23 protein-coding genes and 3 pseudogenes are annotated in these 23,321 nt (G+C 63.1%); 13 read left to right on the forward strand and 13 right to left on the reverse strand.

Annotated features, from left to right (window positions below):
- Positions 1–179: 179 nt before the first annotated feature.
- Both BPNPMPFG_RS23845 and BPNPMPFG_RS23850 read left to right on the forward strand, forming a co-directional pair.
- Positions 180–350 carry a hypothetical protein gene (locus tag BPNPMPFG_RS23845; RefSeq protein ID WP_258591088.1) on the forward strand — a complete coding sequence of 57 codons (171 nt, stop codon included), beginning with the start codon at positions 180–182 and terminating at the stop codon, positions 348–350.
- Complete coding sequence (locus BPNPMPFG_RS23850) at positions 347–1,786, forward strand: GMC oxidoreductase (protein ID WP_258591089.1); 1,440 nt, start codon at positions 347–349, stop codon at positions 1,784–1,786. Before BPNPMPFG_RS23845 ends, BPNPMPFG_RS23850 begins: the two co-directional genes overlap by 4 nt.
- Before the next feature lie 79 nt (positions 1,787–1,865).
- Here BPNPMPFG_RS23850 and BPNPMPFG_RS23855 read toward each other — a convergent pair whose 3' ends face one another.
- Complete coding sequence (locus BPNPMPFG_RS23855) at positions 1,866–2,039, reverse strand: hypothetical protein (protein WP_258591090.1); 174 nt, start codon at positions 2,037–2,039, stop codon at positions 1,866–1,868.
- 88 nt (positions 2,040–2,127) lie between these two features.
- Here BPNPMPFG_RS23855 and BPNPMPFG_RS23860 point away from each other — a divergent pair, with 88 nt between their 5' ends.
- A complete protein-coding gene (locus tag BPNPMPFG_RS23860; protein WP_258591091.1) occupies positions 2,128–2,610 on the forward strand; it encodes a MarR family winged helix-turn-helix transcriptional regulator in 483 nt (160 codons plus the stop codon).
- A 4-nt stretch (positions 2,611–2,614) separates the two neighbouring features.
- On the opposite strand, the gene phhA is transcribed toward BPNPMPFG_RS23860, so the two are convergent.
- Complete coding sequence (phhA, locus tag BPNPMPFG_RS23865) at positions 2,615–3,451, reverse strand: phenylalanine 4-monooxygenase (RefSeq protein WP_258591092.1); 837 nt, start codon at positions 3,449–3,451, stop codon at positions 2,615–2,617.
- A gap of 139 nt (positions 3,452–3,590) precedes the next feature.
- On the opposite strand from phhA, the gene BPNPMPFG_RS23870 reads away from it, so the two are divergent.
- Positions 3,591–4,067, forward strand: a complete 477-nt coding sequence (locus tag BPNPMPFG_RS23870; protein ID WP_258591093.1) for an Lrp/AsnC family transcriptional regulator — start codon at positions 3,591–3,593, stop codon at positions 4,065–4,067.
- A gap of 34 nt (positions 4,068–4,101) precedes the next feature.
- Here BPNPMPFG_RS23870 and BPNPMPFG_RS23875 read toward each other — a convergent pair whose 3' ends face one another.
- From BPNPMPFG_RS23875 to BPNPMPFG_RS23885, 3 genes and pseudogenes are all read right to left on the reverse strand, one after another.
- Positions 4,102–4,407, reverse strand: a complete 306-nt coding sequence (locus tag BPNPMPFG_RS23875; protein ID WP_258591094.1) for a hypothetical protein — start codon at positions 4,405–4,407, stop codon at positions 4,102–4,104.
- 275 nt (positions 4,408–4,682) lie between these two features.
- Positions 4,683–5,048 (reverse strand): annotated as a pseudogene (locus BPNPMPFG_RS23880) (hypothetical protein); the annotation flags it as partial.
- 171 nt (positions 5,049–5,219) lie between these two features.
- Positions 5,220–5,456 (reverse strand): annotated as a pseudogene (locus BPNPMPFG_RS23885) (helix-turn-helix domain-containing protein); the annotation flags it as partial.
- Positions 5,457–6,065: 609 nt separating this feature from the next.
- Between BPNPMPFG_RS23885 and bchE the strand changes: the two are divergent.
- Positions 6,066–7,571: pseudogene (bchE, locus tag BPNPMPFG_RS23890) on the forward strand (magnesium-protoporphyrin IX monomethyl ester anaerobic oxidative cyclase); the annotation flags it as partial.
- Between the two features lie 75 nt (positions 7,572–7,646).
- Here the strand turns inward: bchE and argB are convergent.
- Positions 7,647–8,540, reverse strand: a complete 894-nt coding sequence (argB, locus tag BPNPMPFG_RS23895; protein ID WP_258596892.1) for an acetylglutamate kinase — start codon at positions 8,538–8,540, stop codon at positions 7,647–7,649.
- 106 nt (positions 8,541–8,646) lie between these two features.
- Entirely contained in the window at positions 8,647–10,143 is a 1,497-nt protein-coding gene (locus BPNPMPFG_RS23900; RefSeq protein WP_258591095.1) for an amidase, read from the reverse strand.
- Between the two features lie 278 nt (positions 10,144–10,421).
- Here BPNPMPFG_RS23900 and BPNPMPFG_RS23905 point away from each other — a divergent pair, with 278 nt between their 5' ends.
- The 4 genes from BPNPMPFG_RS23905 (at position 10,422) to msrB (ending at position 13,196) form a co-directional block, all read left to right on the forward strand.
- Complete coding sequence (locus BPNPMPFG_RS23905) at positions 10,422–10,961, forward strand: sigma-70 family RNA polymerase sigma factor (RefSeq protein WP_258591096.1); 540 nt, start codon at positions 10,422–10,424, stop codon at positions 10,959–10,961.
- Positions 10,958–11,683 carry an anti-sigma factor gene (locus tag BPNPMPFG_RS23910; RefSeq protein ID WP_258591097.1) on the forward strand — a complete coding sequence of 242 codons (726 nt, stop codon included), beginning with the start codon at positions 10,958–10,960 and terminating at the stop codon, positions 11,681–11,683. The genes BPNPMPFG_RS23905 and BPNPMPFG_RS23910 overlap by 4 nt, the downstream gene beginning before the upstream one ends.
- A 223-nt stretch (positions 11,684–11,906) precedes the next feature.
- Entirely contained in the window at positions 11,907–12,464 is a 558-nt protein-coding gene (locus BPNPMPFG_RS23915; RefSeq protein ID WP_258591098.1) for a fasciclin domain-containing protein, read from the forward strand.
- A 228-nt stretch (positions 12,465–12,692) separates the two neighbouring features.
- Positions 12,693–13,196, forward strand: a complete 504-nt coding sequence (msrB, locus tag BPNPMPFG_RS23920; RefSeq protein ID WP_258591099.1) for a peptide-methionine (R)-S-oxide reductase MsrB — start codon at positions 12,693–12,695, stop codon at positions 13,194–13,196.
- 309 nt (positions 13,197–13,505) lie between these two features.
- Here the strand turns inward: msrB and BPNPMPFG_RS23925 are convergent, their stop codons facing one another.
- A complete protein-coding gene (locus BPNPMPFG_RS23925; protein ID WP_258591100.1) occupies positions 13,506–15,098 on the reverse strand; it encodes a DHA2 family efflux MFS transporter permease subunit in 1,593 nt (530 codons plus the stop codon).
- A 22-nt stretch (positions 15,099–15,120) separates the two neighbouring features.
- Entirely contained in the window at positions 15,121–16,302 is a 1,182-nt protein-coding gene (locus tag BPNPMPFG_RS23930) for an HlyD family secretion protein (RefSeq protein WP_258591101.1), read from the reverse strand.
- A gap of 126 nt (positions 16,303–16,428) precedes the next feature.
- On the opposite strand from BPNPMPFG_RS23930, the gene BPNPMPFG_RS23935 reads away from it, so the two are divergent.
- Positions 16,429–17,160: a TetR/AcrR family transcriptional regulator gene (locus BPNPMPFG_RS23935; RefSeq protein WP_258591102.1), complete on the forward strand. Its 732-nt coding sequence runs from the start codon at positions 16,429–16,431 to the stop codon at positions 17,158–17,160.
- 15 nt (positions 17,161–17,175) lie between these two features.
- Here BPNPMPFG_RS23935 and yihA read toward each other — a convergent pair whose 3' ends face one another.
- From yihA to BPNPMPFG_RS23950, 3 genes are all read right to left on the reverse strand, one after another.
- A complete protein-coding gene (yihA, locus tag BPNPMPFG_RS23940; protein WP_258591103.1) occupies positions 17,176–17,835 on the reverse strand; it encodes a ribosome biogenesis GTP-binding protein YihA/YsxC in 660 nt (219 codons plus the stop codon).
- Positions 17,832–18,470, reverse strand: a complete 639-nt coding sequence (locus BPNPMPFG_RS23945) for a CatB-related O-acetyltransferase (protein WP_258591104.1) — start codon at positions 18,468–18,470, stop codon at positions 17,832–17,834. The genes yihA and BPNPMPFG_RS23945 overlap by 4 nt, the downstream gene beginning before the upstream one ends.
- 124 nt (positions 18,471–18,594) lie before the next feature.
- The gene (locus tag BPNPMPFG_RS23950; protein WP_258591105.1) at positions 18,595–18,909 is read right to left on the reverse strand and encodes a hypothetical protein; all 315 of its coding nucleotides are present in this window, start codon (positions 18,907–18,909) and stop codon (positions 18,595–18,597) included.
- A gap of 177 nt (positions 18,910–19,086) precedes the next feature.
- On the opposite strand from BPNPMPFG_RS23950, the gene BPNPMPFG_RS23955 reads away from it, so the two are divergent.
- Genes BPNPMPFG_RS23955 through BPNPMPFG_RS23965 form a run of 3 tightly spaced genes read left to right on the forward strand, consistent with a single transcriptional unit; the run spans position 19,087 to position 22,380 of the window.
- Positions 19,087–19,551, forward strand: a complete 465-nt coding sequence (locus tag BPNPMPFG_RS23955; RefSeq protein ID WP_258591106.1) for a MarR family winged helix-turn-helix transcriptional regulator — start codon at positions 19,087–19,089, stop codon at positions 19,549–19,551.
- Positions 19,544–20,836 carry an HlyD family secretion protein gene (locus BPNPMPFG_RS23960; protein WP_258591107.1) on the forward strand — a complete coding sequence of 431 codons (1,293 nt, stop codon included), beginning with the start codon at positions 19,544–19,546 and terminating at the stop codon, positions 20,834–20,836. Before BPNPMPFG_RS23955 ends, BPNPMPFG_RS23960 begins: the two co-directional genes overlap by 8 nt.
- Complete coding sequence (locus BPNPMPFG_RS23965; protein WP_258591108.1) at positions 20,833–22,380, forward strand: DHA2 family efflux MFS transporter permease subunit; 1,548 nt, start codon at positions 20,833–20,835, stop codon at positions 22,378–22,380. The genes BPNPMPFG_RS23960 and BPNPMPFG_RS23965 overlap by 4 nt, the downstream gene beginning before the upstream one ends.
- Positions 22,381–22,598: 218 nt before the next feature.
- Here the strand turns inward: BPNPMPFG_RS23965 and BPNPMPFG_RS23970 are convergent, their stop codons facing one another.
- Positions 22,599–23,159 carry a fasciclin domain-containing protein gene (locus BPNPMPFG_RS23970; RefSeq protein WP_258591109.1) on the reverse strand — a complete coding sequence of 187 codons (561 nt, stop codon included), beginning with the start codon at positions 23,157–23,159 and terminating at the stop codon, positions 22,599–22,601.
- Positions 23,160–23,321 lie beyond the last annotated feature (162 nt).

Genomic DNA, 23,321 nt, shown 5'->3' on the forward strand with positions numbered 1-23,321 from the left:
GCTGGGCCGCTGGGGATCCGGCCGTTAAGGAAATTCTAACCCTGTCTGCACTCGGTTGCGCCGTTTACCCGGTTTTCGCTGCTTTGCGGCTAGCGTGGCACAATACTGGCTTCTGCGGTGATGCATGTGTCGTTCCGGGAACGCCATGCGCAGTCGAAGCCCCATCCGAGAGACCAGTCATGAGTTTCTTCATCAAGAAAATGTCCCGCCGCACGATCGTGCAGGCGCTGATCGCCCTGCCTGCCCTGTCCTTGTTCCGCAAGCTGCCTGATGCCGATGCCCCCCATGCCGATCCGAACGAGATCGTCGAGGTCAATGGCTGGATCCTGAAGCGGAGCGATCTGGCATGATCTTCGACAGCTACGAGGCGTTTCGCGCCGCCAACTTCACCGCCAAGGTCTGCATCCTCGGCTCCGGCCCGGCCGGTACCACCATTGCCCGCAAGCTTGGCGCCGCCGGCATTCCGGTCGTGGTGCTGGAGGCCGGCTCGCGTGAATTCAGCGACGAGTCGCAGGATTTCTACCGTGGCACCACGGTCGGCGATTTCTACTTCGATCTCGACATCACCCGGCTGCGGTTCATGGGCGGCAGTTCGAACCACTGGGCCGGCTGGTGCCGCGTGCTCGACAAACAGGACTTCGAGCCGAAGGCCTGGGCACCCGATACGGGCTGGCCGATCCGCCGCACCGACATCGAACCCTATCTGCCGGAAGTGCACGATATTCTCGAACTCCCCGATTTCCGGCCGGATGTGCCGGTCTCCGACGACATTCGCTGGGTACAGCTGATCAAGAGCCCGGCGGTGCGCTTCGGCGAAAAATTCGCCGACGAGCTCGACAAGAGCAGCAACATCGCGGTCGTGCTCAACACCTATGCCACCGAACTTGCCGGCGACGGCAAGCGGGTAACCGGCGCCAGGCTGTGGTCCAACGGGCAGGACGCCGGCGCTTTCAGTGCCGACTATTTCATCGTCTGCACCGGCGGGCTGGAGAATTCGCGGCTGCTTCTGTGGTCGAACCAGCGCTCGAACGGTGGCGTCGTGCCGAATGCGGCAGCGCTTGGCCGCTACTGGATGGAGCACCCGACCTTCGAGGGCGGCAATGCCATCCTGGCCGACTATGGCGAGTTCGAGGTCGATGCGGTCAACGAAGCCTTCTTCTCGCCGACGCTTGCCGCGATGGAGCGCCTGCAGATCATGAATTTCGGCGTCCGGCTGATCGAGACGCCGTATCCGGGCGTCAAGAGCCTCATCGCCGATCTCGCCTGCACGGCGCCCAACATGGCCGAATGGATGGCCTCCAAGCTCAGCCAGAATCTGCGCTGCGCGGCCCAGCTTTATGTCGCCTGGGAACAGGCGCCGCTGGCCTCCAACCAGATCGAACTGTCGAAGACCGATGTCGACCCTGCCGGCGTGCCGCGCATCGAGCTGCACTGGAAGAAATCGGAGCTGGAACGCCGCACCCTTCTCGAAGGGCTCAGACTGTTCGGCACGACGCTGATCGAGAAGAATCTCGGCCGGGTGCGCATTGCCGACTGGATCACCAATGGCGGCGACTATCCGACCAACGACGAGACGGCGGGCCATCATCACATGGGTGGGACGCGGATGGGTACCGATGTCACCAAGAGTGTTGTCGACGCCAACTGCAAGGTGCACGGCATGGACAATCTCTATGTCGGCGGCTCCTCGGTGTTCTGCACGTCGGGCGAATGCAATCCGACGACGACGATCACCGCGCTGGCCTGCCGGCTGGGCGACCATCTGAGCAAAGTGGTCGGCGTCTGACGGTTCCACGGCAACCTTGCCTTTGATGCATCCCGACAATGCCGGCGCCAATGACGGCGCCGGCAGAGGGCGGCACGGCTCAGAAGCCATGGACGGCGATGCGCACCAGCACCGCGGCGGCGGCCAGCGCCACGAGCAGAATGCCGAGGCCGATGGGGGAGCCCCAGCCATACCATTCCATTGCCAGCTTGGCGTATTTGAACTCCTCCTCTTGCGAGAGGGGGCCCGCTGTTGAATCAAGCTCATTTTTCACTCCTTGTCGGCGGCTGGGCTCTTGCCTTGTGGGCACCGCAGCCGCATATTGATGCGATAGTCTAAATGTTAGAAAGATTGATAATTAGATGATCGAAGTAAATTCGTCAAGCCGGAATCGTGCCGAAATGGCGACGGCCATCGGCCTTGCCATCATGCAATGGCAGGACGCGACGCAGGCCTATGACGAGGCGGTGGGGGCGAGGCTTGGGCTGAACATGGCCGAACGCCATTGCATCGGGCTGCTCTATGGCGGCCCGCAATCGGCCGGCGCGATCGCCACAGCGACAGGGCTGACGCCAGCCGCCGTCACCGCGCTGATCGACCGGCTGGAGGCGCGCGGCCTGCTGACGCGCACGCGCAGCCTCGAGGACAGGCGCAAGGTGGTCATCGAGGCGACCGAGGCGACGCGGAATCTGTCGGCGCGCTACTACGGCGCCATCGCGCGGGAAGGCGAAAAGGTCATCGCCAGCTTCAGCGACACGGAACTGGCCACAATATCGCGCTTCGTCAACGCGGCACTCGACCTGCAACGCGACCAGCTGGCGCGGCTGAAGGCCGAGGCCGGCTGAACGGTCAGACCGTCGCCGGGTCGAGCGCCGGCTGGCCCTTGCGGCGGGCGACGATCGCCTCGAAGTCGGCGGACTGGAAGGCATCGCGCAAGGCATCGAACGACGGCAGCACGAAATAGGCGCGCTGGAACTTGTCGATCTCGTAGCCGGTCCGCATCACCGTTTCGAGGTCGAAGGGCACATGGTGGGCGTCCTTGCCGTCGACGGCGAACTGCAATTCGGTGAACGACGACATTAGACCGGCGCCAAAGGCCTTCAGTGGCTGGCCGCTCTCCTGCATCAGGCCGTATTCGGCCGTGTACCAGTAGAGCCGGGTGATCATCTCGTCGCCGCCCAGCGCGATGATGTCGCCGGCCTTCTGGCCATACATCTGCATGAAGTCAGCGAATACCGGCTGCGACAGCACCGGGACATGGCCGAAGAAGTCATGGAACATGTCCGGCTCGACGATGTAGTCGAGCTCCTGCCTGGTCCGCAGCCAGTTGGTGACCGGGAAGCGGCGGTTGGCGAGATGGTCGAAGAAAGGTGCCGCGGGAATGAGACCAGGCACGGCGACGATTTCCCATCCGGTCAGCTTGCGCAGCTTGACGCTGATATCGTCGAAGTCGGGAATGCGATCGAGCAGGCCGAGCTTCTCGACGCCATCGAGATAGGAGTGGTGGGCGAGCTTGCGCGTCAGTTTGGTCTGGCGGTCGCACAGCATGCGCCACACCGCCTGCTTCTCGGCGCTGTAATCGTAACCTTGCGCCACGGTGAAATCGGCGCGGCAGACCGAATAGTCGCCGCGCAGGCCCTGCACCGCGCAGTCGCGGGCATATTCGGCAACACTCATCGTCGTCATGGTTTTTCTCCCTGCAAATCATGAATGGCTGACGTGCCGCGAGGTTAACTGGATTTGTCGAGGCAAATCGGTTTTGATGATGGCTAGAACGCGATATTTTGGGTAATATTCACTCAGAAAATATTTGATCGGAGTGAAAATGCCTCAGTTCGATGATTTCGAGATCAAGATGCTCGATGTCCTGCAGCGCGACGGGCGCAAGCCGGTGTCCGAGCTGGCGCAAGAAATCGGCCTGTCGACGACGCCGTGCGCGCGCCGTTTCGAGGCGCTGCAGGAGGCCGGCATCATCAAGGGCTTTGCCGCGGTGATCAGCCGCCGCGCGGTCGGGCTGATGGTCGAGGTGTTCATCGAGGTGCGCCTCACCAGCCACAGCGACGGCTCGCCCGAAAGCTTCATTGCCGCGGTGCAGCGCATGGACGAGGTGTCGTCATGCTGGACGATGACCGGCGACCACGATTTCCTGCTGCATGTCATGGTGCCGTCGGTCGACGAGCTCAACGCCTTCGTCATGCACCGGCTGATGCGGCTCGACGGCGTGCGCGACGTCCACACCCAGCTGGTGCTGCAGAACATCAAGGGACCCGGCCACGTGCCGCTCGGCCACCTCAGGCGGTGATCGGACGTCCGTTCGGCGTTCCGGGTTTGCGGTCTCAGTGCGCGTTGGACTCGACCGCGACAGCCGGCCTGTCGCCGTCGACCAAGGTACCCGCGATTGTCAGGGCGAACGAGATCGCCAACAGGGTCAAACCCCGTTGCAAATAGCGCTTCTCCTGCGCCAGTTCCTTCAGCGCTTTCTGCAGCAACGTCTTCTCCTGTTCGGCAAGAAGTGCCTGATTGTCGACCGCGAGCTTCAGTTGCGTGAGTTTGATGAGTGTTCCTCTCGAGTCGATCGACAGGAATGCCGGTGCCGCCATCATGATAGCGGCAAAGAAGCCACTGACCCCGCCGGCCAGCATCAGCCATGTCGTCCAGGAAAATCCGGACAGAGGTTCCATCAGTCGTCCTGCTCAGCGCTGCCGTGCGTCTTGCCCGCGCCCGGCGGCTTCGATGCTGGTTTCGGCGTTCGTGTAGGCGCGGCCGGCGGCTCGACTGCAAGCCCGAGCGACCGCATTTCCTTGACGAGAACGTTGAAGCTTTCCGGAATGCCTGCTTCGAACATACCGCCGCGTGCGGCGAGTTCTTGCGTCATCGCAGCCGATCCGACAGCGCCGGCCGGCAGCTCCTTCTCAAGTTCGAGATCGATCCTGATCGACCTTTCGCTCGAACGGTTGTCATCATGCACGCCTGTAACAGTTCCGAAAATCCCTGATGGCACTCGCAAGGACGTATCGCGAACATCCGTTGCCTTCTCGCCGAATATGGCGCGAAGGAGTTTCTCTTCCGGCGTCATCGAATTTTCGCCCTGCGGCGTGATTTTACCGACCAGAATGTCTCCGGGCTCCATATGCGAGCCAACCCTGACGATCCCGTTTTCGTCGAGATTCTTCAGAGCCTCTTGCGACAGATCGGGAATGTCGCGCGTTATTCTTTCCGGCCCAAACTCCGTGTCATGCGCAACAACATGGTACGTTTCTATGTGTCGCGTCGAGGCAGCATCAGTGACGGCCGGCCAGCGACCCTCGACGGCATCCTCGTCTTCGCCCACCGTCCGTGCCGCCATCGGCACAGCGGCCACCGCTTCCTTATCCTGCGTGCTCAATGTCAACCGCGCCCCGCAGGCATCGGTGAACAGATAGATGAAATCCAAAGGCGGGAGATGGTCCAGCACGCCGCTTTCGACCTGCGAAATCCGTGCTTGGCTGACGCCAAGCTTTGACGCGATCGCCTGTTGGGTCAAGCCGGCCCGCTTGCGCAAATCGCGCAGCAGGGCAGCGGTCTCGCGCGCGGCGCGCACACGCAGGAGAGCGGCGGCATAGGCGCCGTCATGCTCTATATCGGCGAGCAACCTTGAATCATGATCGTTCACAGGGTCCATTCCAATTCCGATCCGACCGACAATCGCCATTTCACCAGGTCGAGAAATTCCGTTTTCGTTGCCTTGCCGCCATCCGCCGCGGTCGTCCTCTCGGATCCAATGAGGCAAAAATCATAGGTCTCAGCGCGCCCATCGCCTGGGATAGTGGCTGCGATGCGGAACGACAGAGAGCGAAAGGTCCATACATCCTTGAAGCCTTCCTGCTGCCAAAGATGTCTCCGATCGATAAATCCGTTTCGCCTGATGTCGGAGAGTTCAAAAAGGCAGCCGATCACAGCGGCGGCGTGGTTGCTGTCGATCACTTGGCGCAACCATTGCTCAATCTCGTTTCCGGCATGAAACCCAGGCCCGCTGCGCACCCAAATTCTCACGGAACTCCCCAAGAATATAATCTATAGGTTATGAAAAGTCCATACCGATGAGAAAATGGATAACAAAGCGTGCCGCGCGGCTTGTCAATGAGCCGTCTCACGGCATGACCGGCGTGCCAGTACTTGGGCCGCTCGGCCACCTCAGGCGGTGATAGCGCCTGCCCACGGCATCCCTGCCGAAAAGCTGCACGCAAACTGCTGAAACGGGCCAAGCGCCTGTCCACATCGCCGGCCAGCATCCGCGGACCATCAGCCCAAGAGGTCCGCCATGAAGATCGTCCTGATCAATCCGCCGCACACCGCCATCGGCAGCCGCGTGCCGGACGATCATCTGCCGCCGCTCGGCCTGCTGGCGTTGGGCGGCCCGCTGATCGATGCCGGCCACGAGGTGCGACTGGTCGACGCCGAATTCGGGCCGATGCCGCTCGACATTGTGGTGCGCAATGCACTGGACGATGGCCCCGACTTCGTCCTGATCGGCCATTCCGGCTCGACCTCGGCTCACCCCACCGCCTTGCTGATCGCGCGGATGATCAAGGAGCGCGAACCGGCGACCATCATCATCTATGGCGGTGTCTTCCCGACCTATCACTGGCGCGACATCCTGGCTGGAACCGATGTCTTCGACTTCATCGTGCGCGGCGAGGGCGAGGCGACCGTCGTGGCCCTGGTCGAGGCGCTGGAAATGCATCAGCCGCCGGCGAGCGTGGCCGGCATCGCCTTTCGCGACGATCTGCGCCGTCCCTTCGCCACGCAACCGGCCATGACCATCGCCGATCTCGATGCCTATCGCGTCGGCTGGGAGCTGATCGACCATACCAGCTACAGCTATTGGGGCGGCAAGCGTGCCGTGGTCATGCAGTTTTCGCGCGGCTGCCCGCATCTGTGCAACTATTGCGGCCAGCGCGGCTTCTGGACCCGTTGGCGCCATCGCGATCCCTTAGAATTCGCCAAGGAGATCGCCTGGCTGCACCGCGAGCACGGCGTCGAGCTGGTCAACCTCGCCGACGAGAACCCGACCGTTTCGAAGAAGGCCTGGCGGGCTTTTCTCGACGCGATGATTGCCGAGAACGTGCCGGTGCTGATCGTCGGCTCGACCCGCGCCGACGACATCGTGCGCGATGCGGACATCCTGCGTCTCTACCGCAAGGCCGGCGTCATCCGCTGGCTGCTCGGCATGGAAAACACCGACGAACAGACGCTTCAATTGATCCGCAAGGGCGGCAGCACCTCATCCGACCGCGAGGCGATAAGGCTGTTGCGCCTGCACGGCATCCTGTCGATGGCGACCTGGGTGGCCGGCTTCGAGGATGAGGGGTTTCGCGATCTGTGGCGCGGCTTTCGCCAGCTCATCGCCTATGATCCCGACCAGATCCAGGCGCTGTATGTGACGCCGCATCGCTGGACACCGTTCTTCAGGATCGCCCGGGACCGCAAGGTGATCCAGAAGGATGCCCGGCTGTGGGATTACAAGCACCAGGTGCTGCGGATGCCGCGGTTGAAGCCATGGATGCTGTTCTTCAGCGTCAAGCTGATCGAACTGGCGGTGCAGTCGCGGCCGAAGGCGCTGGCCCGCATCCTGTTCCACAAGGACCCCGAGCAGCGGCATTCGATGCGCTGGTATACGCGGATGGGCCGTCGTGTCTGGTTCCGCGAAGTCTGGGGTTTTCTGGTTCGCGACGGCCGGGCGAAAGACGGCCCGACGCTGGCCGAATTCTGGGGCGCGCCGCAGGACGCCGAGGAGGAATCGATGACCGTTCGACGCCCTGAACGCAAGCCGGCCGAAGCCGCGTTGTCGCGTAACGCCGAAGCGCAACTGCCTGCCGACCGAGCCGCCGGCGACGGCCGCTCAGGGTACGATCAGCGTGCCGGCGCCGTGTTCGGTGAACAGTTCAAGCAGCACCGCATGCGGCGTCTTGCCGTTGAGGATGACGACGCCTTCGACGCCGCGCTCGATCGCCTGGATGCAGGTTTCGACCTTGGGGATCATGCCGCCCGACACGGTGCCGTCCTTGATCAGCGCCTTGGCCTCGGCCACGGTCAGTTCGTCGATCAGCTTCTTGTTCTTGTCGAGCACACCCGGCACATCGGTGAGGAACAGCAGGCGTGTTGCCTGGCAGGCGCCGGCAATGGCGCCAGCGAAGGTGTCGGCATTGATGTTGTAGGTGTGGCCGTCGCGGCCGGGCGCCACCGGCGCCAGCACCGGGATCATTTCCGAGCGCGCCAAAAGGTCCAGCAAGGTGCGGTCGACCTCGACCGGCTCGCCGACGAAGCCGAGATCGAGCACGCGCTCGATGTTGGAGTCCGGGTCGATCATCGTCTTGCGCGCCTTTTCGGCGAAGACCATGTTGCCGTCCTTGCCGCACAGGCCGATCGCCCATTCGCCTTCGGCGTTGATCAGCGCCACGATCTCCTTGTTGATCGAGCCGGCCAGCACCATCTCGACGATCTCGACCGTCTTCTGGTCGGTGACGCGCAGGCCGCCTTCGAACTTCGATTCAATGCCCATCTTGGCCAGCATGGCGCCGATCTGCGGCCCGCCGCCATGCACGACGATCGGATTGACGCCGGATTGCTTCAACAGCGCGATGTCGCGCGCGAACGCCTTGCCGAGCTCGATATCGCCCATGGCGTGGCCGCCATATTTCACCACGACCGTCTTGTGCTCGTAGCGCTGCATGTAGGGCAGCGCCCGCGAAAGCAGGGCTGCCTGCATTTCGGCGGTGGCGGTTATCTCCGTCATCGGCGTGGTTCCCGGCTTACTGGAAAGGACGGCGGCGTCTTAGCGGGAATTGGGGCGAGGGGCAAATGGCTTTGCTGTCATATTCGGGCGTCTCACGACGACGTCATCATGACGGCACCCTCAGCGGCGCCCTTCGACCCAGCCAACCCGAGATCTTCTCCATCTGCGCGGCAAGCGACAACAGAGTCTCCTCGTCGCCTGGGCGGCCCGCGGCCTGGATGCCGAGCGGCAAGCCGGCTTCGGTGACATGGACGGGCAGCGCGATCGACGGCTGGCCGCTGACATTCTGGATCGCCGGCCAATGGGTGAAACACAGGCTCTTGTCCATCAACTGGCCGAACAGTGATTTCAGCTTCAGCAAGGGCGTCAGGTGAAGCTTGTCGAGCAGGTTCTCGATGAGTTCGTCGGCACCTTTCGGATCCATCGCGCCGCAGGCGAGCGGCGGGTGCGCGATGACCGGCATCAGCACGGCATCATAGTGCGCGGTCTCGGCGATCAGCCGGCGCGAGGTGGCGTGCAGCCGCTGCAGGCCGGCATAGGTCTCGCCGGCCGACACGAGTTCGCCGAGGCGGGCGAGCACACGTGTCGTCCGCTCGATGTCGCCCAGAACCGAACGGCCGACGCGCAGCGTTTCGGCCCGCATTGTGCCGGCGACGGCAGAGGCCACGCTGCTGGCAAAATCAGCGAAGAAATCGCGTCCGATAAACGGCAGATCGATGTCCTCGACCGTATGGCCGCCCTCGCGGGCGAGCGCCACCGCCGTGTCGAGAGCGACAAGCGTCTCGGCCGAGACCGGCAGGCCAAGCGGCGACTTGCGGTACACGGCCAGCCTGAGCTTGCCGGGATCGCGCGCGGCAGCCGCAGCGAAGCTGCCTTTCGGCGGCGGCGCGGCATAGGGCGACAAAAGGTCGGGACCGTGGGTGAGGTCGAGCAACAGCGCGCAATCGCGCACCGAGCGGGTGAGCGCATGGTCGACCACCATGCCATACCAGCTCTCGCTCACCAACGGCGTCAGCGGTATGCGGCCGCGCGACGTCTTCAGGCCGACAAGCCCGGTGCAGGCGGCGGGCACGCGGATCGAGCCGCCGCCATCCGAGGCATGCGCCACCGGCACCACGCCGGCTGCGACCAGTGCCGCAGCACCGCCCGACGAGCCGCCGCTGGTGTGACCGGTGTTCCAGGGATTGCGGGTGATGCCGAAGGCCGTGGATTCGGTCATCAGCCGCAGCCCATGTTCCGGCGACGTCGAGGTGACGATCGGAATGAGCCCGGCGGCGAGATAGCGGTCGGTCAGCACCGAATTGACATCGGCCAGCCATGCCGGAATGCGGCTGCCGCCATGCGTCGGCACACCCTTGATGGCGATGCCGAGGTCCTTGATGGCGAAGGGAACGCCGGCCAGCGGCAGCGAGCGGTCGACGGTCTTCGCGCGGGCGCGTGCGGCATCATAGAGCGGCTCGGCGGTGGCGTTGATGTCGGGACGCGTGGCCTCGGCGCGGGCGATCGCCGCCTCGGTCAGTTCGACCGGCGAGACCTCGCCCTTGCGGACCAGGTCAGCGAGGCCGGTCGCGTCTTGCGCCCACAGAGTATGCTCAACCGACATGCGCGTCCCCCCGTCACGACAGGCAAGCTAGAGCATGATCCCGAAAAGTGGAAACCGGTTTTCGGAGGAGATCATGCTCAAACGGAAAGACGGAGCATGATCCCGAAAAGTGGAAACCGGTTTTCGGGACGAGATCATGCTTAAACGGAAAAACGGAGCCAATGGCGATTTCAGTGGCAATCGGCGGACGGAACCCGGGCGACCAAAGCCGGGAACTTTAGGCGCACAAGACTGTTTCCATCGTTGCAAATACATCGCAATTGCCTAATTTGGCTCGCATGACGCCGCAGGACATCACCAAGCTGATCGTCCGGACTTCGATGAAGGACCGGGCCGCGTTCGACCTGCTCTACAGGCAGACCAGCGCGAAACTTTTCGGCGTCTGCCTTCGTGTATTGAACGATCGGGGAGATGCGGAAGAAGCGCTGCAGGAAGTCTTCGTCAAGATATGGATGAAGGCAGACCGTTTTGCTGTTTCCGATCTGAGCCCGATCTCCTGGCTGGTGGCGGTCGCGCGCAACCATGCGATCGATCGCATAAGGGCGCGACGCAAGCCTGCCGCCGATATCGATGCCGCGCTCGACGTGGCCGATCCGACGCCGGGACCGGAAGCCATGGTGGTGGCGGGCGGCGAAGCCGAACGCATTCATCATTGTCTCGATGAACTGGAAAAAGACCGGGCGGCGGCCGTTCGGGGCGCCTATCTCAAGGGCGAAAGCTACGCCGAGCTGGCGGAGCGCCATGGCGTGCCGTTGAACACGATGCGTACCTGGCTGCGCCGCAGCCTGTTGAAACTCAGAGAATGTCTGGAAAGATGACGCTGGCAGAAGACAACAGACCGGAACGTGGAGGCGACGACCTGCTCGCCGCCGAATACGTTCTCGGCGTGCTGTCGGCGGACGAGCGGCAGATCGCGTCCCGGCGCATCGACGCGGAGACCGGATTCGCCCGCCTTGTCGACGGCTGGGAGGTCGATCTTTCGCCGCTGGCCGCCGCCTACCCGGACATCGAGCCGCCGGCTTCGGTCAAGGCTGCCGTCGATCGCCGACTGTTCGCGTCCACCGCGGCCGTGGCCACGCAGGCTCAATCGCGCGGGCTGTGGTCCAGCCTGGCCTTCTGGCGTGGCCTTGCCACAGCGGCGGTCGCCGCGTTGGCGATCTACATTGCCGTGCCCTATCTCAACCCGCCGGTGGCACAGCCGCAGCCGCGGCTCGTCGCCTCGCTGGCCGCCGATGGCAGCGACGTCAAATATCTCGCCGTCTACGATGCCGCGCATCACGAGGTCGGCCTGTCTCATGTCTCCGGTGAGCGTGCCGCCGGCAAGGACTTCGAGCTTTGGATGATCGAGGGCAAGAACCCGCCGGTCTCCATGGGTGTCATCCCGGCCGGCGCGACAGCGCATATCGTCGTCTCGCCCGCGGCCCAGCAAAAACTCGCCCAGGGCGCGGTGCTCGCCGTCAGCCTTGAGCCGGCGGGCGGTTCGCCGACTGGCCAGCCGACCGGACCGGTGGTCGCGGCGGGCGACCTGAAGAGCATCTGACGGCTTTTCGCGTCCGCACGATTAAAATAGACTACCGAAAGTCTATCCTTCGCTGCATGTGTCCAGAGACAGCATGTTAGCCGGCAAGCCATTGCGCGTGAAAATCTCTTCGGCGGCACAAATAAAATAAAAAATCTCAATATTCTGAAACTCACGCATTTGTGGCCCGTATCTCCTCGCGTCCCCAAAAATGGGAAGAGAAGAACCCGAGGAGTTTGACATCATGCGTAGATTCGCCACCCTTTTGCTCGCCAGCACGATCGCTGTTTCCGCCCTTGCCACCGCGGCCTATGCCGAAAATCCGATGGTTGGCGGTGCCGCCATGTATGCCAACAAGAACATCGTCGAGAACGCCGTCAATTCGAAGGACCACACGACGCTGGTCGCCGCCGTCAAGGCTGCCGGCCTGGTCGAAACCTTGCAGGGCGCCGGTCCCTTCACCGTGTTCGCGCCGACCAACGAAGCCTTTGCGGCACTGCCGGCCGGCACGGTCGAGACGCTGCTCAAGCCCGAGAACAAGGACAAGCTCGTCAAGATCCTGACCTGCCATGTCATCGCCGCCAAGGCGATGGGAGCGGACGTGGCCGCGATGGCCAAGGCCGATGGCGGCACCCACAAGGTCAAGACGGTTGGCGGCTGCGAACTGTCGCTCAAGGCCGACGGCGGCAAGGTCACCGTCACCGACGAGAACGGCAATGTCGCCAATGTGACGATCGCCGATGTCGAGCAGTCCAATGGCGTCATCCATGTCATCGACAAGGTGCTGCTCCCCAAAATGTAAAAGAGGGGCGAAGATGTAACAAACGGCTTGCTGCAAGCGAAATTGCAGCAAGGGCCTTCCGTCGATTGCATGGTCTCGCTCCCATGACCCGCAATCGACCGCGCACTCCGCGCCGCCCACGTTCAGATGTGGAACGGCGCGGAGTGTTCGTCTGAGGGCCACCGTCACCGGCTTTTGATTTCCGCGTGGCGGTATAGTTTGGCAAAGAGACGACAGGAGGAACTGGTCATGAACCGTCGCGATTTTCTTTTGAGCGGTGTCGCCGCCATCGGCGTCGCCGGGGCCGCGGCAGCGGTGCTGCACATGGGCAGTCCGCAGGCAGCGCTGGCGGCCGAAAAATTCGAGGTCACCAAGACCGATGCCGAGTGGAAAGCCATCCTGTCGCCGGCCGCCTTTGACGTGCTGCGCAAGCAAGGCACGGAATATCCCGGCACCAGCCCGCTGCTCAACGAACACCGCAAGGGCGTCTTTGCCTGTGCTGGCTGCGACCTGCCGGTCTATCCCTCCGAGACGAAGTTCGATTCCGGCACCGGCTGGCCGAGCTTCTGGCAGGAGATTCCCAAGGCCATCGGCACGACCGTGGACAGGTCGCTCGGCATGACCCGCACCGAGGCGCATTGCCGTCGTTGCGGCGGCCATCTCGGCCACGTCTTCGACGACGGCCCGGCGCCGACCGGCCTGCGCCACTGCATCAACGGCGTGGCGCTGACCTTCAAGCCCGCCACGGCCTGACGCGCTTTAAGTCTTTGTTTTCATGCATGCCGCTGTCTCAAAACCGGGGCGAATTTTGAGCGACATGCATTGGAGCAATTCCAGGAAAGTGTGAAACGGTTTTCCCGGGAAAAGCGCGTAGCGCTTTCCCTTAGGGATTGCGTTAAAACAAAGAGATAGAGCGGTTCGGCGTTTCCGTGAAACGGCGAACCGTTCCAGTCGGAATACGAAAAAACTCCGGGCTTGCGGCCCGGAGTTTTTTTGCGTGGTCAGAGCTTTCCCGGTCTGGACTGGAGGAGCATCCCGAAAACCGCCGCCCACGTTTTGGGTTCAATGTCCGCCGCCCCCGCCGCCCGCCGGCGCCGGCTTCCTGATGACCATGGTGAAGAACGCCATTGTCGCGAACAGCGCCGTCAGCAGATAGAACACGTCCATGAACGACAGCAGCGTCGCCTGCTGCAACACCATGCCCGACAGCTTCGAGATCGCGGCCTTGGAGGCATCCAGGCCCGGATTCTGCTGGAAGTCGAGCGTCATGTTCTGCAGCTTTTGCTGCGCCGCGGCGCTGCCCCATTGGACATGCTCCGACAGCCTTGCGTAGTGGAACGCATTGCGATCGATCAGCACCGTGTTGATGATGGCAAGGCCAACGGCACCGCCGAGGTTACGGGTGAGGTTGAACAGGCCCGACGCATTCTTCAGCCGTTCCGGCGGCAAGGTGCCGAGCGCGATGTTGTTGATCGGCACCATGCACAGCATCATCGAGCAGCCGCGCAGGATCTGTGGCACCAGCAACTCCCAGAAATCCCAGTCGGCGGTCAGATAGGTCATGCGCCAGGTGCCGGCGGCAAAGCCGAAGAGGCCGATCATCATCATTACGCGCAGGTCCATCTTGCGCGACAGGATGCCGGAAATGGGCGCGGTGGCGAACATGGCCAGGCCGCTGACGAACAGCGCTTCGCCGATCATCAGGGAATCGTAGCCACGGATGCGTCCGAGGAACACCGGGTAGAGATAGGTCAGGCCATAGAGGCCGATGCCGATGACGAAGGAGAACAGCGAGCCGAAGGCGAAGTTGATGTTGGTGAAGGCTTTCAGGTCGACGATAGGCTCCTCGGCGGTGAACACACGCCAGAAGAACAGCACCGCGCCGACGCTCATGACGATGGCGCAGATGAACACCGCTTGATCCTGCAGCCAGTCGTTGTTGGGACCTTCCTCGAGCACATACTCCAGGGAACCGAGGAAGGCCGCCATGCCGAGAAGCCCCCACCAGTCGAATTTGCTGAACAGCTTGAGATTGGGCTTGTCGAAGTCGATCAGCGTCCAGGTCGCGGCCGTCACCAGAATGCCGGGCACGACATTGATGAGGAACAGCCAGTGCCAGGACAAGGCGTGGCTGATGTAACCGCCGACGGTCGGACCGATGGTCGGCGCCAGCGTCGCCACCAGACCGATCATCGGCGACACCATGGCGCGGCGCGACGGCGGAAAGATGGTGAAGGCGGCGGCGAAAACGCTGGGAATCATGCCGCCGCCGATGAAGCCCTGGATGGCGCGGTAGACGATCATCTGGTCGATGTTGGTGGCGGTCGCCGCCAATGCGCTCGCCGCGGTGAAGCCCGCCGCCGAAGCGGCGAACAGGACACGTGTCGACAGCATCCGGCTGAGGAAGCCGGACAGCGGGATCATGATGACCTCGGCAATCAGATAGGCGGTCTGCACCCAGGGGATTTCATCCGAGCTGGCGCTCAAGCCCGCCTGGATCTCGGCCAATGAGGCCGAGACGATCTGGATGTCCAGGATCGCCATGAACATGCCGAACACCATCGCCAGGAAGGCGATGAGGCGCCGCGTCGAGATGGTATCCGGCACCGCCGGCATCGCCGGCGGCGCTCCTGCTGTCAGGGTTGCGGTTGCCATGGCATTGCTCCCCGGCGGCCGCTCAGTTCGACGCGGCCGGCGCGGTGCGGCTGTCGACGGCGACGACGACGCTCAGGCCCGCGCGCAGCCTGCCGGTCTTGAGCACGTCCGCCGGCACGTCGATGCGAACGGGAACGCGCTGCACGACCTTGGTGAAGTTGCCGGTGGCGTTTTCAGGCGGCAGCAGCGAGAACACGGCACCCGAAGCCGGCGCCAGCGACGAGACGGTTCCTTCGAAGTCCTGGCCGTCGGTCGCATCGACCGAGACCTTGACCTTCTGGCCGGGAACCAGCCGGGCAAGCTGTGTCTCCTTGAAGTTGGCGACGATGTAGAGCTTGTCCATCGGCACGATGACGGCGAGCTTCTGGCCGGGGCTGACGAGATCGCCCTGTTCGACCGAGCGGTTGCCGACGACGCCGTCATAAGGCGCCTTGAGCACGGTGAAGGAAAGATCGCGCAAAGCCTTGTCGCGGGCCAGCTGCAGCGATGCGAGCGTGCTCGCCGATTCGGCGCGCTGCGCCTGCAGCACGCCGATATTGGCCTGTGCCGCGGCGATCTGAGCGTCGGCGCCGACAAGCGCCGCATTGGCCTGCTGGACCGCCGTCTGGGCGTCGTCCAGCTGCGCCTGCGTGCCGACATGTGTCTTGAGCAGTTGCGAGGCGCGCGCCTCGACCTTCGCCGCATTGTCGGCCGCGGCCTGGTCGGCGACCTTCTGCGCCTGCGCCTGCTGCAGCGAGGCCCGCGCCGCTTCGGTCTGGGCGTCGATACGGTCGAGCGTCTTGCTCAGCGTGGCGATCTGCGCCTCGGCCTGGGCAACGGCTATTCTGTAGTCGCCGTCATCGACGACGAGCAGCGGGTCGCCGGCCTTGACCAGCTGGTTCTCGCTCACCCTGACCTGATCGACATAGCCCGAAATCTTCGGCGAGATGAATGCCATGTCGGCCTGGACATAGGCGTCGTCCGTCGAAATCATGAAGCGGCCCGTGGTCCAGTAATTGTAGCCGTACCAGGCGCCGGCGCTCAGCAGCGCAAGGCCGATGATCGGCAGCAGAAACGAGCGCGGCGAGCGCTTCTTCCTGGCCGGCGCTTCGACCGGCGCGGGTATGGCAGGCTGGACAGGCATTTCCGGCGCTTCGGTCGCAGGCGCGACCTTGGCATTGGGGAAAGGACGGACTTCGGCGGTGCTCGGCGCGTTGGAGGACATGACATCTCTCTAAAATTATAATACTGAACCGTTCGGTTCGATCCGGCCGTTGACATAGCGCGTAAAGAGGGCCATATCAAGGGCAATCGAACCGGTCGGTTCGAATTATTTTCGAGGTGTCACTCTATGGCCGAAACCTTACCCAATGTTGACACGGACCCGTGCGATTTGCCGGAGAGCCTGCGACGTGGGCGCCCGGCAGCGGGCCAGGATCCGGTCAAGCGCAGCCAGATCATCGACGGCGCGCGTCGTGTCTTCATCGACAAGGGCTTCGAAGCCGCCTCCATGAACGACATCACCCGCGAGGCCGGTGTCTCCAAGGGCACGATCTATGTCTACTTCGCCAACAAGGAAGAACTGTTCGAAGCGCTGATCGAGGAAGAGCGCGGCACGATCTTCAAGAACATGTATGACGTGCTTGATAACGCCGACGACCTGCGCGAGACGCTGGTGAAGTTCGGCAAGGTTCTTGCCCTCAAGATCACGTCGGCCAAGGTCATCCAGGCGCAGCGCACGGTGATCGGCGCCTCCGACCGGATTCCGGAACTTGGCGCGCGTTTCTACGAACGCGGCCCCAAACGCGGCCATGACAAGTTGATGGTCTTTTTCAATGCCGCCATCGAGCGCGGCCTGCTGCGGATCGACGATGTCGATCTTGCCGCCTATCAGTTCACCGACCTGTGCCTGGCCGGGCTTTTCCGCCAATGCATATTCGCTTACCGCACCAAAGCCCCGAGCCAGGATGAAATCGACCACATCGTCAGGTCGGGCGTCGGCATGTTCCTGAAGGCCTACGGCACCGAAAGTCTTGCCGCGGAAGAAAGCCACCAGATGATTGCACTGGAGGCGAAGCGCTAGCCATCTGGAATTGACCTAGCCACCATTGGCGGCAAGCACGATCGCGGCCTGCAATTCCTGGAGGCCCTCGGCCTTTTCCGAAGACGTCGCCAGAACGAACGGAAACGCCGCCGGCCGCTTCTTGATCTTTGCCAGCGTCTCCTCGATCAGCCGCGGCACGCCGGCAACCTTGATCTTGTCGGTCTTGGTCAGCACGATCTGGTAGGACACCGCCGCCTTGTCGAGCAGCGACAGCACTTCGTCGTCCTTGGCCTTGATGCCGTGGCGGGCGTCGATCAGCACATAGACCCGCTTCAGCGTGACGCGGCCCTTGAGATAGTCGAAGACCAGCTTGGTCCATTCGTCGACCTTCTCCTTCGGCGCGGTGGCGTAGCCATAGCCCGGCATGTCGACCAGCGCCAAGGGCGGCAGGTCGGCGCCCTCGCCGGAAAATCCATCCGGCACGAAGTAGTTGAGCTCCTGCGTGCGGCCCGGCGTGTTCGAGGTGCGCGCCAGCCCCTTCTGATTGACCAGCGCGTTGATCAGCGACGACTTGCCGACATTCGAACGGCCGGCAAAGGCGATTTCCGGAGGTCCCTCCGGCGGCAGGAACTTCATTGCCGGCACGCCGCGGATGAATATCCACCCGCGCGTAAACAGTTCGGTGCCGATCACAGTGCTGTTCAGAGCGTTCAAGCTGCTGCCTCCAGAAGAGAAATATTGGCACCCCGGATAGCATCGAGGTTGCGGCCGATCTTGTCTACCGGCCAGTCCCACCATGCTACTGCCAGCAGGCGCCTGATCGTCCGGTCGTCGAAACGCATCTTCACCACCTTGGCCGCGTTGCCGGCGACGATCGCATAGGACGGCACGTCATGCGTCACCACCGATTTCGCGGCGACGATGGCGCCATGGCCGATCGTCACGCCGGGCAGGATCACCGCCTCCATGCCGATCCAGACATCATTGCCGAGCATCGTGTCGCCGCGCACTTCCTTCGTCCATGTCGCCGGATCAAAACCCTTTTCCCAGCCATGACCGAAGATGTTGAACGGATAGGTCGAAAAACCGGACATGGCGTGGTTGGCGCCGTTCATGATGAAGCGCGCGCCCTCGGCTATGGCGCAGAACCTGCCGATGATGAGCTTGTCACCAATGAACGGATAGTGGTGCAGCACGCATTTCTCGGCGAATTTGTCCGGCCCGTCCGGATCGTCATAATAGGTGTAGTCGCCGATCTCGATGTTCGGTGCGCTCACCAGTGCCTTGAGGAAGCCGACGCGGGTGTGCATCGGGATCGGGTGCTTGATGTCGGGGTTGGGTCCGTCCATGTCGATGTCCGTCGAATAATTGGCCGTCAGGCGCCAAGCGACGTTCGCAGGCCCTGTTCAAAATAGCGTGATCCGCCCTATAGCACCAATCGGCCGGCGAGCGAGCCTTCCCAGGCTTCGATGCTCATTTGCCGCCGCGGCAGATCACGATCGGATTGGAAAGCGCGCTGTCGAAACCGCTGCCCTGGTAGACGGTGACATTCGAAGCCCCGGGCGGCAACATGAAGGTGCCTTCGACGATTTTCTGATCTCCTGCCGGCGTGTGCAAGGCCCAGCTATACGTACAAAACTGAGGCGGCGCCTGGGGTTCGACGTGGCTGCAGTTCAATTGCGCTCCACCCAGCATGGCGGCGCCGCCGCAGCTGACCGCCTCCTTTGCGAGCGCAATGCCAGGCCATCCTGCGAAGGCCGCCACGGTCGCGATCTTGAGCCAATTCATCGTCATACCCTCGTCCGGCAACTGCCTGCCGCCGGGCCTTTCTGTTGCGCCGCGGCACGTGCGACATTTTTTCCGAGCCGGCTTAGTCCGTCTTGCGCACCACGTCCAGCAGGATTATGTGCATGATGATAATAAGCATGCTCACTAAAAGTCGCGCCAAGAAATCCAGCCCCTCCCATGCTATCCTCGCCCAACATCAGCTTCATACTGCACGATGTCGCGCGTCTGCTTCGAAAGCGGTTCGAGCAGCGTTCGCGGGCCTCGGGGCTGACCTGCGCCCGGTGGCAGGTGCTGGCCTGTCTTTCCCTTCATGAAGGCATCCACCAGAACAGACTGGCCGACCTGATCGAGATCATGCCGATCACGCTCGCCCGGCTGCTCGACAAGATGGAAGCGCGCGGCTTCATCGAGCGCCGGCCCAATCCCGCCGATCGTCGGGCATGGCTGCTTTACTTGACGCAGCGAGCCCATCCGTTGCTCGAAATCATGCGCGGCAACGGCCAGAAAACGCGCGACGAGGCCTTCGTCGGCCTGTTAGCGGACGTCCAGCTGCACCTGCTGAAAACCCTATCCCTCGTCAAATCCAATCTGCTCGAGGCTTGCGCCCAGCCAGCCGTCGACCGGGAGAAAGTACATGGCTGAACCAACCGCACCAAAGAAGCTCGCCGGGGATGCACTTTCCGCCGATCGGAAGAGCGACCAGATCATCCAACTGGACAGCGAACGCGAGCAGAGGCGTGCCAACGCCGTCATCGCCGATGACGAGCTGGAAGTGCCGGTAGCCCTGGAACCGGCGGCACTCGAGGCTCCGTCCAGGGAACCGCAGCAGCAAGCCGCGGTCGCCGTTGCACCACCGGCGCCGGTCAAGCCCAAGCGCAGCCGGACACGGCCGATCCTGTTTGCCCTGCTTCCGGTCGCGCTGATCGTCGGCGGCTACTACTACGTCGTCGGCGGCCAGGTCATGACCACGGACAATGCCTACATCCAGGCGCAGTCACTCGGCGTTTCCACCGACGTCTCCGGCACCGTGCTCGAGATCGACGTGCATGAGAACGAGGCGGTGAAGAAGGGCCAGGTGCTTTTCCGGTTGAGGCCGGCTTCGTTCGAAACCGCTCTCGCCGCCGCCCAGGCCCAGCTCGGGACCGTCCGCAACCAGGTGCTGACCTTGCAGGCGAGCTACCAGCAGTCGCTGGCGCAGATCGAGCAGGCGCAAGCCGACATTCCCTATTACGAGGCCGCATTCCAGCGCCAGCAGGACCTGCTCAAGACCTCGACCGCCTCCAAGGCGACCTTCGACAGCGCCCAGCACGACCTCGTCGCCGCCCGCCAGAAAGTGGCCGTCGCCACGGCAGTGGCCCAGGCGACACTGGCCCAGCTGGGTGGCGACGCCAACCAGCCGGTCGAGAAGAACCCCTTCTACCTGCAGGCCCAGTCGGGCGTTGACGATGCCCAGCGCAACCTTGACGATTCCGTCGTCAAGGCGCCGTTCGACGGCATCGTCACCAATGTCGACGCGCTGCAGGTCGGCAAGTACCTGCCGGCTTCGCAACCGGCGTTCAGCCTGGTTTCGGCGACCGATCTGTGGATCGCGGCGGAGCCGAAGGAAACCGAACTGACCTATGTGCGGCCGGGACAGACGGCGACGATCAGCGTCGACAGCTACCCTGGTGCCGTCTGGCACGGCACGGTTGCCTCCATCAGCCCGGCGTCATCGTCGAGCTTCTCGCTGCTCCCGGCGCAGAACACCACCGGCAACTGGGTCAAGGTCGTGCAGCGCATCCCGATGCGCGTGACGGTCGATGATCTCCAGGGCAAGCCGCCGCTGCGCGGCGGGATGAGCGTCGTCGTCGGCATCGACACCGGCCATGCGCGCGGCCTGCCGGACTTCGTGACGGATCTCATCAACCGGTTCGAGCAGAAGTCATGACCAGCGCGTCCGCGACAGGTGGCACATCGGTGGTCGCCAATCGCGGCGCCATCACTGCCTGCGTGATCCTGGCCGTGATCATGCAGGCGCTGGATACGACCATCGCCAACGTGGCGCTTCCCTATATCCAGGGCAGCGTTTCGGCGAGCGCCGACCAGATCAACTGGGTGCTGACGTCCTACATCGTCGCGGCGGCCGTCATGACGCCACCGTCGGGTTACCTTGCCAATCGTTTCGGCCGCAAGCGCATCCTGCTGACGTCGATCACCGGCTTCGTCGTCGCCTCGGTGCTTTGCGGCTTCGCGCAGTCGCTGCCGCAGATCGTCGGCTTCCGCCTGCTGCAAGGCCTGTTCGGCGCCGCCCTGGTGCCGCTGTCGCAGAGCATCCTGCTCGACATCTACAGCGTCGAAGAGCGCGGCTCGGCCATGGCATTGTTTGGCGTTTCCGTCATGGTCGGACCGGTGCTCGGGCCGGTCATCGGCGGCTGGCTGACCGAAAATGTCAGCTGGCGCTGGGTGTTCTACATCAACGTGCCGATCGGCGCGCTGGCTTTCGCCGGCGTGTCGATGTTCGTCCAGGAAACCAAGACCGACCTCAAGGCGAGGCTGGACTGGCTGGGCTTCGGCATGCTCAGCCTCACCATCGCGTCGCTGCAGATGTTTCTCGACCGCGGCGAGCAGCTCAACTGGTTCTCGTCATCCGAGATCATCGTCGAGGCGCTGATCTGCGCGTCGGCCTTCTACATCTTCCTGGTCCACACCTTCACCGCCCGCAACAGTTTCGTGAATCCAAGGCTGTTCCTCGACAGGAACTTCGCCGTCGGCATGGTCTTCATCTTCATCATCGGCATCACCTATCTCGCCTCGCTGGCCCTGATGACGCCCTATCTGCAGACGCTGATGGGCTATCCGGTGGTGACCGCCGGCATCGTCATGGGGCCGCGCGGCCTTGGCACCATGGCTTGCATGTTCCTGGTCGGCAGGCTGGTCGGCAAGGTGGATACGCGCTGGCTGCTGTTGACCGGCCTGCTGATCACGGCCTGGGCGATGTACGACATGACCGGCTGGACCCCTGATGTCTCGCAATGGACGATCATCAGCACCGGTTTCATCCAGGGTGCGGGGCTCGGCTTCCTGTTCGTTCCGCTGACCACCATCACCTTCGCCACGCTTGCGCCGGAGCGGCGCGCGGAAGGCACGGGACTGTATAATCTGTCGCGAAACATCGGCTCCAGCGTCGGCATATCGGTGGTCACCGCGCTGCTGACGCAGAACGTCCAGATCAACCACGCCAACATCGCTACCTATGTGACGCCCTACAACCAGGCGTTCAGCAACCCGGCGATCTTCCAGGCGATGAACCCTTACAGCGCCGCCGGCCGCGCCGCGCTCGACGGCGTGGTGACGCTGCAGGCGACGATCATCAGCTACATGAACGATTTCAAGCTGATGATGATCCTGTCGCTTGCTGCCATCCCGCTGGTTCTTTTGCTGCGCAAGCCGGCGACGCCGGCCAAGGTCGACCACAGCGCCGTCATGGAGTGATGTTTTCAGCGGTCGAGGCCCGTCTGCCGGGACAATCCGCTGCCTTAAAACAGCCTTCGAATGTCAGACAAAAGAAACCGGGGTCCTGTGAGGGACGCCAGGACCCCGGCCCGTGCCGATACGGCTTCCCAAGAAACATGGCACCTCGTCTGAGGTGGGGATGGCAGGCCGAGAAAAGCCCCAACCGGCCTGCCATTATCCCCTTTCGCCGGAAGCCGTTACTTCGGCAACAGCACCTTGTTGACGACGTGGATGACGCCGTTCGACTGGTTGACGTCGGCGATCGTCACCTTGGCCTCGCCACCGGACTCATCCATGATGTAGAGGTTGCCCTTCTTGACCTCGGCGGTCAGCGTGTCGCCGGAGACGGTTTTCATCTCATATTTGCCGCCCATCGCCTTGGCCTTGGCCATCATCTCCTTGCCGGAGATTTTGCCGGCGACGACATGGGCGGTCAGCACCTTGGTGAGCTGGCCCTTGTTCTCCGGCTTCAGCAACGTGTCGACGGTGCCCTTGGGCAGTGCCGCGAACGCTTCGTTGGTCGGCGCGAAGACGGTGAACGGGCCGGCGCCCTGCAGCGTGTCGACAAGGCCGGCGGCCTTGACGGCGGCGACCAGCGTCGTGTGATCCTTCGAGTTGACGGCGTTCTGGACGATGTTCTTGGTGGCGTACATCGGCGCGCCGCCAACGTTCGGGTTCTTGGCGTAAGCTGGAGCGGCAATTGCCACGCCGGCGACGAGTGCGGAAATCGCGATGATCCTGAATGACGGCAAGCGCATGTGGTCTTCCTCCGGGTGAGGGCTGATCGGAATTGATAGCCTTTGGAAACGCACAGGCAGTCACGCCCGGTGATGGCTTTCAGTTTCGCCGATCACGGGAACGTGAACGGACGCCGGCCCAAACAAAAAGCCCCGGACCAGCCGGGGCTTTTTGACAACAAG

This window comes from Mesorhizobium sp. AR07 (assembly GCF_024746815.1).
Classification (GTDB): domain Bacteria; phylum Pseudomonadota; class Alphaproteobacteria; order Rhizobiales; family Rhizobiaceae; genus Mesorhizobium.

Coding starts and splice junctions, on each gene's coding strand:
- BPNPMPFG_RS23860 (WP_258591091.1), top strand. CDS start 2,128: ATGATCGAAGTAAATTCGTCAAGCCGGAATCGTGCCGAAATGGCGACG.
- BPNPMPFG_RS23915 (WP_258591098.1), top strand. CDS start 11,907: ATGCGTAGATTCGCCACCCTTTTGCTCGCCAGCACGATCGCTGTTTCC.
- BPNPMPFG_RS23910 (WP_258591097.1), top strand. CDS start 10,958: ATGACGCTGGCAGAAGACAACAGACCGGAACGTGGAGGCGACGACCTG.
- BPNPMPFG_RS23850 (WP_258591089.1), top strand. CDS start 347: ATGATCTTCGACAGCTACGAGGCGTTTCGCGCCGCCAACTTCACCGCC.
- msrB (WP_258591099.1), top strand. CDS start 12,693: ATGAACCGTCGCGATTTTCTTTTGAGCGGTGTCGCCGCCATCGGCGTC.
- BPNPMPFG_RS23930 (WP_258591101.1), bottom strand. CDS start 16,302: ATGTCCTCCAACGCGCCGAGCACCGCCGAAGTCCGTCCTTTCCCCAAT.
- BPNPMPFG_RS23845 (WP_258591088.1), top strand. CDS start 180: ATGAGTTTCTTCATCAAGAAAATGTCCCGCCGCACGATCGTGCAGGCG.
- BPNPMPFG_RS23900 (WP_258591095.1), bottom strand. CDS start 10,143: ATGTCGGTTGAGCATACTCTGTGGGCGCAAGACGCGACCGGCCTCGCT.
- phhA (WP_258591092.1), bottom strand. CDS start 3,451: ATGACGACGATGAGTGTTGCCGAATATGCCCGCGACTGCGCGGTGCAG.
- argB (WP_258596892.1), bottom strand. CDS start 8,540: ATGACGGAGATAACCGCCACCGCCGAAATGCAGGCAGCCCTGCTTTCG.
- BPNPMPFG_RS23935 (WP_258591102.1), top strand. CDS start 16,429: ATGGCCGAAACCTTACCCAATGTTGACACGGACCCGTGCGATTTGCCG.
- BPNPMPFG_RS23875 (WP_258591094.1), bottom strand. CDS start 4,407: ATGCTGGCCGGCGGGGTCAGTGGCTTCTTTGCCGCTATCATGATGGCG.
- BPNPMPFG_RS23955 (WP_258591106.1), top strand. CDS start 19,087: ATGCTATCCTCGCCCAACATCAGCTTCATACTGCACGATGTCGCGCGT.
- BPNPMPFG_RS23960 (WP_258591107.1), top strand. CDS start 19,544: ATGGCTGAACCAACCGCACCAAAGAAGCTCGCCGGGGATGCACTTTCC.
- BPNPMPFG_RS23925 (WP_258591100.1), bottom strand. CDS start 15,098: ATGGCAACCGCAACCCTGACAGCAGGAGCGCCGCCGGCGATGCCGGCG.
- BPNPMPFG_RS23905 (WP_258591096.1), top strand. CDS start 10,422: ATGACGCCGCAGGACATCACCAAGCTGATCGTCCGGACTTCGATGAAG.
- BPNPMPFG_RS23970 (WP_258591109.1), bottom strand. CDS start 23,159: ATGCGCTTGCCGTCATTCAGGATCATCGCGATTTCCGCACTCGTCGCC.
- BPNPMPFG_RS23945 (WP_258591104.1), bottom strand. CDS start 18,470: ATGGACGGACCCAACCCCGACATCAAGCACCCGATCCCGATGCACACC.
- BPNPMPFG_RS23870 (WP_258591093.1), top strand. CDS start 3,591: ATGCCTCAGTTCGATGATTTCGAGATCAAGATGCTCGATGTCCTGCAG.
- BPNPMPFG_RS23950 (WP_258591105.1), bottom strand. CDS start 18,909: ATGAATTGGCTCAAGATCGCGACCGTGGCGGCCTTCGCAGGATGGCCT.
- BPNPMPFG_RS23965 (WP_258591108.1), top strand. CDS start 20,833: ATGACCAGCGCGTCCGCGACAGGTGGCACATCGGTGGTCGCCAATCGC.